General features: G+C 72.7%; 8 protein-coding genes. 4 read left to right on the top strand and 4 right to left on the bottom strand.

Features of this window, described 5'->3' with window-relative positions:
• On the top strand, positions 1 to 244 hold a 244-nt coding region (locus tag AC156L_RS37040; RefSeq protein ID WP_484407701.1), incomplete at its 5' end, for a hypothetical protein.
• 136 nt (positions 245 to 380) lie between these two features.
• On the opposite strand, the gene AC156L_RS37035 is transcribed toward AC156L_RS37040, so the two are convergent.
• Together AC156L_RS37035 and AC156L_RS37030 are read right to left on the bottom strand one after the other, a co-directional pair.
• Positions 381 to 1013 (bottom strand): nitroreductase family protein, encoded by a 633-nt coding sequence (locus AC156L_RS37035; RefSeq protein ID WP_330877186.1) that lies wholly within the window; start codon positions 1011 to 1013, stop codon positions 381 to 383.
• A gap of 22 nt (positions 1014 to 1035) precedes the next feature.
• A complete protein-coding gene (locus AC156L_RS37030) occupies positions 1036 to 1428 on the bottom strand; it encodes a MerR family transcriptional regulator (protein WP_330877187.1) in 393 nt (130 codons plus the stop codon).
• A 311-nt stretch (positions 1429 to 1739) separates the two neighbouring features.
• Between AC156L_RS37030 and AC156L_RS37025 the strand changes: the two genes are divergently transcribed.
• Positions 1740 to 3278 carry an MFS transporter gene (locus AC156L_RS37025; RefSeq protein WP_330877188.1) on the top strand — a complete coding sequence of 513 codons (1539 nt, stop codon included), beginning with the start codon at positions 1740 to 1742 and terminating at the stop codon, positions 3276 to 3278.
• Between the two features lie 204 nt (positions 3279 to 3482).
• Positions 3483 to 4268 (top strand): NADPH-dependent F420 reductase, encoded by a 786-nt coding sequence (locus tag AC156L_RS37020; protein WP_484407699.1) that lies wholly within the window; start codon positions 3483 to 3485, stop codon positions 4266 to 4268.
• Between the two features lie 575 nt (positions 4269 to 4843).
• Here the strand turns inward: AC156L_RS37020 and AC156L_RS37015 are convergent.
• Complete coding sequence (locus AC156L_RS37015) at positions 4844 to 5524, bottom strand: MerR family transcriptional regulator (RefSeq protein ID WP_330877190.1); 681 nt, start codon at positions 5522 to 5524, stop codon at positions 4844 to 4846.
• Between the two features lie 114 nt (positions 5525 to 5638).
• Here AC156L_RS37015 and AC156L_RS37010 point away from each other — a divergent pair, with 114 nt between their 5' ends.
• Entirely contained in the window at positions 5639 to 6919 is a 1281-nt protein-coding gene (locus tag AC156L_RS37010; RefSeq protein WP_330877191.1) for an erythromycin esterase family protein, read from the top strand.
• A gap of 372 nt (positions 6920 to 7291) precedes the next feature.
• Here the strand turns inward: AC156L_RS37010 and AC156L_RS37005 are convergent, their stop codons facing one another.
• A complete protein-coding gene (locus AC156L_RS37005; RefSeq protein WP_330877192.1) occupies positions 7292 to 11188 on the bottom strand; it encodes a DUF4132 domain-containing protein in 3897 nt (1298 codons plus the stop codon).
• Positions 11189 to 11275: the final 87 nt, after the last annotated feature.

Genomic DNA, 11275 nt, shown 5'->3' with positions numbered 1-11275 from the left:
CCTCTACGACGCACGACAGAAGATCGACAACGGTGTGCGCCATGGCCCGCACGACCTCCGGGTCCGGGCTCTGGCCGGGCTGCGCGGGCAGGGCTGTCCGGTGCTGGACGCCGACGTCGCCCGGCTCCCGCCGTACGTGCGCCCCCGCGTCCGGGTCCACGGCCACCACACGGTCACCCTGCCCGACCTGAGCGGACGCACCTACCGGGCGCCGCGTGACCCGGACGCGGCGGACGAGCGGTAGCCGGTCCGCCGGCTACCGGTGGCCTCGGCCAGCCGGAGAGCACCTACCCCCGTCCGGCTTTCTCAGCTCCTGGCGTGCAAGCCGCCGGCGTGTGCGTGCCGCGAGGCCTGCCAGGTGGTGACCTACGGGACAGGCCTCAGATCCAGCGGATGACCTCGTCCGGGTCGGGGCGCCCGGCCGGGCGGAAATCCGTGCCCTTCGTGTACGCGACCGGCGTGAGCACGGCCTGCGCGACCGTTTCGTAGTCGAGTCCCAGGATGTCGGCCACGTCGCGTTCGCGGGCGAGGTGCATCGACGTCCACGCGGTGCCCAGCGCGCGGGCGCGGGCGGCCAGCATGAAGCTCCACGTGGCCGGGATGACGTTGCTCATGCCGGCGACCGCCCACTGCCGGTTGGGGCCTTCGTTGCAGGCCAGCACCAGTACCGGTGCGTCGCCCATGTGCTCGCCCAGGTGGTCGGCGGAGCTTGCCACCCGCTGCTGCACGGCGTCGCGGGCGTCGTCACCGGTGGGCTTGCCGGGATATCCCGGGGAGGCCTTGTACCCGGCGTACACCTCGCGGTAGACGTCTCCGACCGCCCGGCGTTTCGCCTCGTCGCGGATCACGACGAACCGCATGGTCACGATGTTCGAGCCCGACGGCGCCTGCAGGGCCATCGCCACGCACTCGCGGATCGCGTCGTCGGGCACCGGACGGGTGAAGTCGAGGCGCTTGCGGACCGCCCGCGTGGTGGAGAGCAGCTGGTCCGGGTCGAGATCGAGCAAGGTCATTCGGCCACCCTAGGGTCGAGGTTCATCGCGGTTGGGGGGTCTCGGTCGTGGTGGCGAGGGAGCGGTCCATGGCCGCGATGTACTGGGTGAGGGCGTGGCAGTGGTGCTCCAGCAGGGCGATGCGGTCGGTCATCCGGTCGCGCTCACGCACGAGCATCGCGCGCAGCTCAGGGTCGGGATCGGCGACAACGATCTCCTGGGGCTGGTTGAGGCACGGCAGCATGTCGCCGATGATGCGCGTGGGGATGCCGGAGTCGAGCAGGCCGCGGATCTTCTTCACCCGGTCCACCAAGTACTCGTCGTACTCTCGGTAGCCGTTCTGCTGCCGCCGCGGCGTGATGAGCCCCTGCTCTTCGTAGTAGCGCAGCATGCGCGTCGGGACCTCGGTGCGTTTCGCCAGCTCACCGATCTTCATGACCACCTCCCCAGCACCCGCGCAACGTTACAGCGATGTCAAGGTTGACGGGGTGTGAGTGACCCCTCGTCGCTCGGAATTGACATTCACATGATGTGAAGGTTGCACGATGGTCGCATGTCCCGGACCCGCAGTGCCGCTCTCGGGCGATTGCGGGTCCGCGATCACCCACACCTGGCCGCCCCCAGCCCAGTCGTCCTTCGTGCGTCGACTTGCCCGGCCCAGACCTGGCTCCCGCGCCCGCCGACGGTTCGCGGACGTCGCACCGATCGATCTTTCCCTTCCGACCTCCCGAGACAGCGAGCACGCACATGAGCAACCCCGCGGAATTCGACCTCGCCGCGCCGGAACCGGCGGTCCACTCCGGCGACCGGCTCCCTCCGGGCGTCGCCTTGATCATCGGGATCCTGATCGTCTCGACATTCATCGTCTTCCTCAACGAACTGCTCCTGGGAGTCGCGCTCCCGACGCTGATCGCCGACTTCGGGGTCACCCCGAGCACCGGGCAGTGGGTCACGACCGGATTCCTGCTGACCATGGCCGTGCTGATCCCGGCCAGCAGTTTCGTGATGCGACGGTTCCCCGTGCGAACGGTCTTCCTGGTCGCGCTGTCGCTGTTCATCGCCGGGACGGCGCTCGCCGCGATCGCCCCGACGTTCGGCGTCCTGGTGACCGGCCGGATCGTCCAGGCCTCCGGCACCGCCGTCTTCCTGCCCCTGTTGATGACCACGACCATGCGCCTGGTCCCGGCCGGTCGCCGCGGTCAGATGATGGCGATCACCACGGCCGTCCCGGCCGTGGCACCGGCGGTCGGGCCGGCACTGTCGGGTCTCGTGCTCTCCACACTGAGCTGGCGCTGGCTGTTCATCCTGGTGCTGCCGATCGCGGTTGCCGCCCTGGCTCTGGGCGCGTGGAAGTTGCGCAACACCACCACCCCGGAGCCGGTGGCCCTGGACGTGCCGTCGCTGCTGCTGTCCGCGCTCGGGTTCGGCGGCCTGGTCTACGGACTCTCCCTGATCGGCGAGGCGTCCTCCGGGCACACCCCGATCCCTCCCTACCTGCCGGTCGCGGTGGGGCTGGTGGGCCTGGTGGCGTTCGTCCTGCGGCAGATTCCCCTGCAACGTCGCGACAGCGCGTTCCTGGACATGCGGATCTTCCTACGAGGGTCGTTCACCGCACCTCTGGTGGTGATGCTCTTCGTCGCGGGCAACGGCATCGGCCTGCTGGTCGTGCTCCCGCTGGTGCTGACCCACGTCACCGGGCTGAGCACCCTGCAACTCGGGCTCTTCCTGATCCCGGGCGGGGCGGCGATCTCGATCGTGGCGGCTGCGAGCGGCCGGGTGCACGACCGCTTCGGCCCACGCCCGTTGATGATCCCCGCTGCACTCGTCTGGCTGGCCGTCCTGTGGTTCTTCAGCCGGGTCGACGAGAGCACGAGCGTGGTCACGCTGATCGTCGCGTGGCTGGTGTTCACCAGCGCGCAGGCCGCGATGTGGGCCACGCTCACGACGAGTGCGATGGGCGGCCTGCGCCCCGAGCTCTACCCCCACGGCGCCTCGGCCTTCGCCACGGCCCAGCAGCTCGCCGGTGCCGCCTTCGGTGCGGTGTTCGTCTCCGCCTACACCATCGGTTCCGGTGCCCGCGACGCCGGCGTGCTCAGCACCGCCCAGGCCACGTCCGCCGGACACGCCGCCTTCCTGACCGCCGGGGCCATCGGCCTGCTCGTGCTGGTGGGCGCCTTCTTCATCCGTCGGACACCGGATCCGGCCGCCGACGGTCCGGTCCCGACCGCACCGGTTGGTGGCGAGACGGCCACCGAGGCAGCGGTCAGCGAGACGGTGGCCCGGTGACCACGACGGACAAGCAGCTCAGCAACGCGGCACCTACCCCACCGATACCCCACCGAGTACCCGGGCACGACCTTGCGCACGAACCTCGACGTGCCCCACCAGTACGGACTCGACCCACGCATCACCGGCACCGAGCAGTGACCGGACCCAGGTGATCGCCGCAGGTACGAGACGACCGTTTTGCGTGCCGCGCCCGAGGCGCGCATGAACGACCCGCAGCACATCACCCAGGAGGAGAACTTCATGAAGATCGGCATCATGGGAGCCGGCAGCATCGGCAGCGTGCTGGCCCAGCGGCTGAGCGCCCACGGCCACCACGTCGAGATCGCGAACTCGCGCGGTCCCGAGACGATCCCCGCCGACGTCCTCGCCACCGGCGCCCAGGCGGTGCAGGCGGCCGACGTCGCCGCGGACGTGGACGTCCTCATCACCTCGGTCCCCCTCATCCGGGTGCCCGACCTCAAGCCGCTGCTGACCGACCTGCCCGCTGACGCCGTCGTCATCGACACCTCGAACTACTACCCGACCCGCGACGGGCACATCGCGGCCCTCGATCGCGGGCAGGTGGAAAGCCGCTGGGTCGAGGAGCACCTCGGCCGGCGCGTCGTCAAGGCGTGGAACGCCATCACGGCACAGTCCTTCGTCGCCTACGCGAACCCGAGCGGCACCCCCGGCCGGATCGCGATCCCCGTCGCCGCGGACGATGACGACGACCGGGCCCTGGGCATGTCGCTGGTCGAGCAGACGGGCTTCGACGGCTTCGACGCCGGCACCATCACCGACTCGTGGCGCCAGCAGCCGGGCAGCCCCGTCTACTGCACCGACCTCACCGCCGAACAGATGCCCGCCGCGCTCGGCAAGGCCATCGCCGAACGCTCCCCGAAACGCCGGGACCTGGCGATGCACGTCATCGCCGAACTGATGGGCGACCCCACCAGCGACCTCGGCAAGGACTTCCTGGTCCGGGTCAACCGCCTCATCCACAACTGACCCACGCTCCGGCCTGCGCCCGCCCGGCCACCTCGACGTTGCTGCGGCCGGGCGCAGTGTCGTGACGACGTGAGGCTGTCGACATGACCGGCAGCACAAACCTGAGCGCATCGGCTCCGGCAGCCGACAGCGCACCCCGGCGCCGACGGCAGATCCTGCTGGAGTGGCCCTTCCCACCCTGGTCGACGACCTCGGCGTCACTTCCACCACCGCACCATGGCCCACCGTTTACCCGCTGGCACTCGCGATCCTCATCGGCCACTGGCTTCCTCGTGCGGAAGCTCCACCCCCGCACGATCTTCCTCAGCTCGGTGTCGCTGTTCACCGGCCGCATCTTTCAGGCGGTCGGCCCCGCGCTCTCCGGGTAGAACGACGGGACCATCACCCGCCCGCCGGGAGCGGGAGCCAGGTCGTCGAGCTGGGCCCGGCGCTGCTCGTACGGCGCGGCCAGCAGGGAGTCGCCGACGAACTGGAGCAGGTAAGGCGGAGAAGTGCACCGGCACCTGCGCGGCGAGCCGGGTGGTGGCGGTGCGGTGGCACCGCGGGCGACCGAACTCGGGGCGGGGGCGATCGGGTCATGGGTCCACGGTGTCCAGGTAGCGGTGCAGGGCCGCGGCGCCTGCCAGCATCGCTCGGGAGCGGGTGTCGAGGGCGCGGCGGCGGTCGGCGAGGGCTCGGGTGATCCTGGCCGGGTCGCGGGTGTCGCGGAGTTCGTCGAGCAGCAGGCGGATGTCGGCGATGGTGTGGCCCGCTCGGCGGAGTTGGCCGACCAGGTGGGCGTCGCGGACGTCGGCCGGGGCGTAGACCCGGTGGCCCTGGTGGTCGCGGGTGGTGCGCAGCAGGCCTTCCCGTTCCCAGCGGCGGACCGTCGCGGGTTGCAGGCCGAGGCGGTGGGCCAGGGGGCCGATCGAGATCGGGCCGCCGTCCCACGACTGGACGGTGAGGTCTCGCAGCGTGGTTTCCACCGCGTCGACGGTGGCGCGTGCCGAGACGAGGCCCGCGTGGCTGCGGTCGATCAGGTCGAGCGCGTCGTCCTGCCTGCCCTCGTTGACCGCGACCATGATCGCGGAAGCCGTCGCGTGGCCGTGACCGGGCGCCAAGGCCAGGAACGCGGCCAGGGCCTGTGCGTGACGCCGGGTGTAGCGGCGGTGGCCCGAGTCGGTGCGGTCGGCGGGCGGCAGCAGGCCCGACTCCTCGTAGTTGCGCACCGCCTGGCTCGACAGCCCGTGGCCTCGCGCGAGGTCGATCGGTCGCATTGCTCCCCCGGTTGAAGGTTTGTCGGAGCCCACCTGCGGAAAGCGGCTCGAAGGTTCACACGAATGTTCAACGATACGGTTGAGCTGGTCAATCGCAGACCGGAAGGACCGATGATGACCGGCGGCATCCCCACACCACTGATCAGCGCGGGCGGCGACGACCGCCAGACGATCGGCGAGACCATCGCCGCGCAGGTCGCCCACCTGCCGCACCGGCCGAGGCTGATCGGACTCGGCGAGCCCACGCACGGCGAGGACGAGTTCGGCCGTCTCCGCAACGCCGTCTTCGCCGCGCTCGTCGACCGGGCGGGCTTCACCACGGTCGCCCTGGAGACCAGCGCCTGGCACGCCCGCGTCGTCGACGCCTACGTCAGGGGCGGCGAGGGCGACGAGGACGAGGTCATGGCGACCGGCTTCACCCACGACTTCGGCGCGTCGCCCGCCAACCGGGCGCTGGTCCGCTGGGTGCGCGAGCGCAACCGGCACCGCCCGCGCGCCGAGCACCTGCGGTTCACCGGTTTCGACGCACCCGTCGAGATGGCCGCGGCCCCCAGTCCGCGATCGGCGCTCCAGGTGCTGCACGACTTCCTGAGCGGCTACTTCGACCTCCCGGCGTGGGAGACCGTCGACCGGCTGCTCGGCGCCGACGAACTCTGGGAGGAACCGGCCGCGGCCCGCGACCCCGCCCGGTCGATCGGCGCCGACCCGCGCGTCCACGCGCTGCGCGCGCTCACCGACGACCTGCGCTGGACCCTCGCGGGCGACCTCCCGCGCCTGCGCGACGACACCAGCCCCCACACCATCGAGGACGTCCAACTCGCGGCCCGCACCGCCGCGGGCCTGCTCGCCTACCACGCGGCCATGGCGCGGGACACCGAGAACCGCTGGCAACGCCTCGCCGCCATCCGCGACACGATGATGGCCGAGAACCTCCAGGTGCTGGCCGACCGCGGCCCGACCTTCGCGTTCGCGCACAACCAGCACCTGCGCACCGGCTCCACCTCGACGCCGTTCGACACGACGACGCTGCGCTGGCAACCCGCGGGTGCCCTCCTGGCCGACCGCATGGGCGAGGACTACCGCGTGATCGCCTGCGCCCTCGGCGAAGCCACCCACCTCGACCTCCCCGCACCCCCGCCGGACACCGTCGAAGGCGCGCTCCACGAGGCCCTGTCGCCGGGCATCCACCTCCTGTCCGCGCCTGAGCTGCTGCCCCTGCAACAGCGGAGCGTGCCCCGGAAGAGCCCGACCTACCGCTTCTTCCCGATCGACGAGACGTTGCTCGGTCAGGTGGACCAGGTGTTGTTCCTGCCCACCATCACGGGTGAGGGGGATGCGGCGGGGTGGTGGGCTCAGGGAGCCGGTGGAGGAGGACAGGATTCCGCTGTGGGATAGCCGCAGCGGTGAGAGTCGGGTGGGCTGGTGCGGCGGGTGGGGTGGTCTGGCGGGCGGGGTGGTGCGCCGGGCGACGCGTGGCACGTCGGGCGGGGTGGTGCGCCGGGTGCGCTGACGCGCCAAGTGGGTTGGTGCGTCGGGCGGGTGGTGCGCCAAGTGGGTGGTGCATCGGGTGCGTCGGGCGGTCTGGCGCGTAGGGCGGGGTGGTGCGCCAGGTGGGGTGGTGCGCCAGGTGGGGTGGTGCGTCGGGTGGGGTGGTGCGTCGGTCAGGCGGGACGGCGGCGGGATGGTGTCGGTGTGGCAGGTCGTGCCTTGCCGACACCATCCGGAGGCCGCCCGTGCCGGCAGGCAGTCACGGACGAGCCTGCGTGGTCACGGTGTGGCTCCCTCCACCAGTTCCGTCAGGTCGGCCAGCAGTTCGCTCGCGGACACGGCGTCCAGTGCGGCGAACGTGGTGTCGCTCTGGTTGGCGTGCCAGCGGTGGCCCTCGGTGTTGCGGCCGAGGTACACCCGGTGCAGGGTTTGGTCGCCCAGTGCGTCCAGATCGCCCACGACCAGGCCGGGATCCAGTTCCACGATGGCGTGGAGGCCGTCCGTGAGGTGCTTGAACAGGCCGGCTTCGACGCCGCCGTCCATCGGCGCGCTGCGCTCCCAGCCCAGGCGCACCAGCAGCAGCACGCGGGTGGTGGGCAGCACCACGCCCTCGAACCTGGCCAGCCTCGTCGCGGCCAGCTCCTCCTCGGTGAACTCGTGGACCGGGCGGCCGAGTTGCGGGAACGGTTGCAGGATCTCGTAGTCAGCGAACACCTCCGACCACGCGGCCACCGACTCGCCGAGGTGCACCGGGTGCGCCACGCCCACCACGGCGTCCTCCGGCAGCACGTACACGTCGTCGTCCACGGTGGACAGCGAGCGGTCCTCCGCGACCCGGAACGACCCGACCACGGCGCCCGAGCCGTCCAGCACCACCCACACCAGCCGCCGCACCAGGTGCACCAGCAGCGGGTGGCCCGCGAGGAACTCGGTGAACTCCGCGCCTGACCACGTGCGGCCGCTCGCCATCGCGCGCTCCAGCCTGGTGAGCTGGTCGGCCGCGAGCGTGCGCACGTCCTTCTTCAGACCGGTGAACCGCTGGTACGCGGCGGTCGCCAACTCCTCGTCGTCCTTCACGCCCGGCTTCGGCAGCGCCTTGCGCGGCGTACCGTCCTCATCGGACACGAACGGCTTCAGCCGCTCGTCGAACCCCACGACGAACCGGCGCGGACCGTAGTCCAGCACCAGCGAACCGTCCTGCGACAGGCCGAGGTCCGGGACGAGGCGGTCGGCCAACCGCTCCGGCGACAGGCCCAGCCTCGCCGCGACGTAGGCGATCTTCTCCCGCGCCCGCTCGCGCAGCCCGGCGAACTTCACCTTCTGCGCGATGCCGTTGAGGTGCATGAGCGCGACGTCGGTGCCGATGTCGGCCAGCACGTCCAGACCGGTCACGGCGCGCGCGTGGCCGCCCTCCCCCGGCCAGGAGCGGATCACCGGCGCGAGCGCGCGGACCGTGTCGTCGTCGCCGAGCACGCCCAGCGCGCTCAACGCCCAGCCGTCCTTGGGCGGCATCCCGGCCGCGCGCCACTGCTCGAACAGCTCCCAGACGAACCGGGCGAGCGACGCGGGCTCGCACGCCTCGACGACCGGCTCGACCCCGCCGTACGGCTCGCCGGGCCGGGACAGCACGAGCATCGTCACCAGGTCGCGCACCGCGTCGGCGGACAGCGCGAACGGCTGACCGCGCAACCGGACCTGCGGCAGCGTCGCCACGTCGACCCACGCTCCGGCCACCGGCAGCTTCTTCGGCAGCAGGAGCAGCGGGTCCGTCGCGAGGACCGTGCGCACCGCGTCCGCGCCGAGGGGCGACGTGGCGCGGAGCACCGCGGCCTCCCCCACGTCCGCGGCGATGAGCCGCACCACGTTCTCCGCCGCGGCGCGCTCGCGGCCGACGGTGCCGAGGGCGGTGGGCAGCAGGAACGGCAGGGCGGCGGCGCCGTGCCGGGTGAGCCAGGACAACGCCTGCGGGCGCAGGGTCTTCTTGTCCAGCGCGGCGACCATCGCCCGCGCGACCCGCTCCTCCAGCACGGGCTGGAGCACGTGCAGGGCGTCGGCGGAGGTGGCGAGGCTCAGCAGCGCGGGCAGCGCGGCGAGACCGAACCGCTCCAGCAGCGCCGAGCCCCACGACTCCAGGCGCCAGGTGGAGGACGGCCGGTACTCGGCGATCAGCGGCTCGACGAGTTCCAGTGGAGCGTGCAGGAGGGTGGAGTGCGTGATGGTGCCGCGCTGCGCGTGCTGCGCCACGTCGGCCGCCCAGTCGGTGGTGGGGCTGTGGTAGAGCAGGTTGACGGCGCGCTCGGCCGCCGCGGCCCGCTCCTCGCCCGGCAGCCAGGCGATCCGCGCGGTGTCCGTGACCGGCAGGTCGGGCACCACGACCGGCGGTGCGGGCCGGGGCCGCGTCCACGGTGGGGTGCGCAGGACGTCGGGTAGCAGGTCGACGGGTGCGTCGGGCAGCCGTTCGACCCCCACGAGCAGCGCCCGCGCCGCCTCGCGCTCGGCGGGCGCCAGACCGGGGACGACGGCGTCCACCAGGGCGGGGACGGCGACGAGGAGGCCGCGCAGCAGGTCTCGCGCGGCGGGTGACCACGGCTGGTCCGCCACGGCGGCCTCGGCGAGCAGGCGGACCGCGCGACGCGGGTAGCGGCGCGCCGCCTCCTGGAGCGCGGAGCGGACGTGCGGCACCTCTGCCCGGACCAGCAGTCGGGTGAACGCGTCGTCCGTCGGCATCTCGACCAGCGCGGCCAGCAGCTTGCGGGTCAGGTCCGTGTCGGCGCCCTCCAGCCACTCGGCGAACGCGGGCGCCGCGCCGGGGCCGAGGGTGCGCAGCAGCGTCGGCACCACCCGACCGTCGCGGTCGACGGCCCGGTGCGCGGTGTACCGCGACAGGTTCGCGAGCTGCCCCGGTGCGCTGACCGCGGCCAGCGTGCAGGCCGCCGTGATCCAGCCCGAGGTGCTTTCGGTGGCGGCGACCGCCCGCTCCACCAGCGCGGGTTCGGTCGGCAGCAGGAACGCCGCGACGCAGGCCCCGGAATCGTTGGTGGACAGCGCGCCGACCTCGGCGACCGCCGCGGCGTAGTCCTCGTCGCCCGCCGAGGCGAGCGCGCGCCGGACGTCGCCGCGCACCTCGTCGACGGCCGCCCCCCACGGCAGCCGGTCGCCGGGGCGTGTGCGGCGCAGGAACTTCGCCCTCGGCGTGGCTCGGTCGGCGTCGACCGCGATCTCGGTCACGAGCACGGTGGCGACGGCCGCGAACGCGGGCCCGTGGCCCAGGACCCACTCCGACGCCAGCTTCGCCAACTGGCGGCGCTCCTGGTAGCCGACGACCGCGGCGAGGGCGGCGGCGGCGGTCGCGGCACCCAGCGGGTCGGCGGCGCCTGCGAGGTACCGGGCCATCGCGTCGGCGAACTCCGGCTCGGACCTCTCGACCAGCGGGCCCACCGAGTGCCGGTACTGATCGAGCAGCGCGGCGGAGGCGCCCGCGGCGGCCGGGTCGGCCTTGAACTTCGCCCTGCCCTCGTCCCGGCGCGGGTAGGCGGCCCGCACCTGGGTGCCGGGGGCGAACACGTCCTCGTCCGGCCAGTCGGTGGCCTCCGGCGCCGAGGAGGGGCGGGTGGAGGTGGCTGCCGGCTCAGCGGCGGTGGACGCGGCTGACGGTGGGGCGGCTGCGGGATCCCCGGAAGCCGGCACGACCGGCGCTGCCGCCGGCGGTTCGGCGGCGGTGGGCACGGCTGACGGTGGGGCGGCTGACGGTTCAGCGGCGGTGGACGCGGCTGCGGGCGGGGCTGCTGCGGGATCCGCGGAAGCCGGCACGACCGGCGCTGCCACCGAGGGTTCAGCGGCGGTGGACGCGGCTGAGGTCGAGGCGGCTGCGGGTTTGGCGGAAGCCGGCACGACCGGCGCTGCCACCGCCGGTTCAGCGCTGCTGGGCACGGCTGCGGTCGAGGCGGCTGTCGGCTCGACGGCGGTGGGCGCGCCGATCTCGCGGTAGCCCTTGCGGAGCTTGCCCGCCGCCTGGGCGGACAGGAACGCCTCGGCCGCGGCGACGTCGGCGAACTCCTTGCGCTTGGTCTGCCCCGTCGTGCCGAGCCGCCCCCAGCGGACCGTCACGGCGGTGTCCTCACAGGACGCCTCCCAGAACTTCTCCGAACTTCCCCCGACGTACTCCAGCCGACGCACGAGCCCTCCCACCACAGTGGATCGATGTCGACCGCACGGTAGCCCGACGCACCGACAATTCCAGCAGCGGTAGCGCTGACCTGGTCA

It is taken from the genome of Umezawaea sp. (assembly GCF_057122925.1).
The sequence above is the reverse complement of the archived record's forward strand: the minus strand, read 5'-3'. Positions and strand labels throughout refer to the sequence as shown.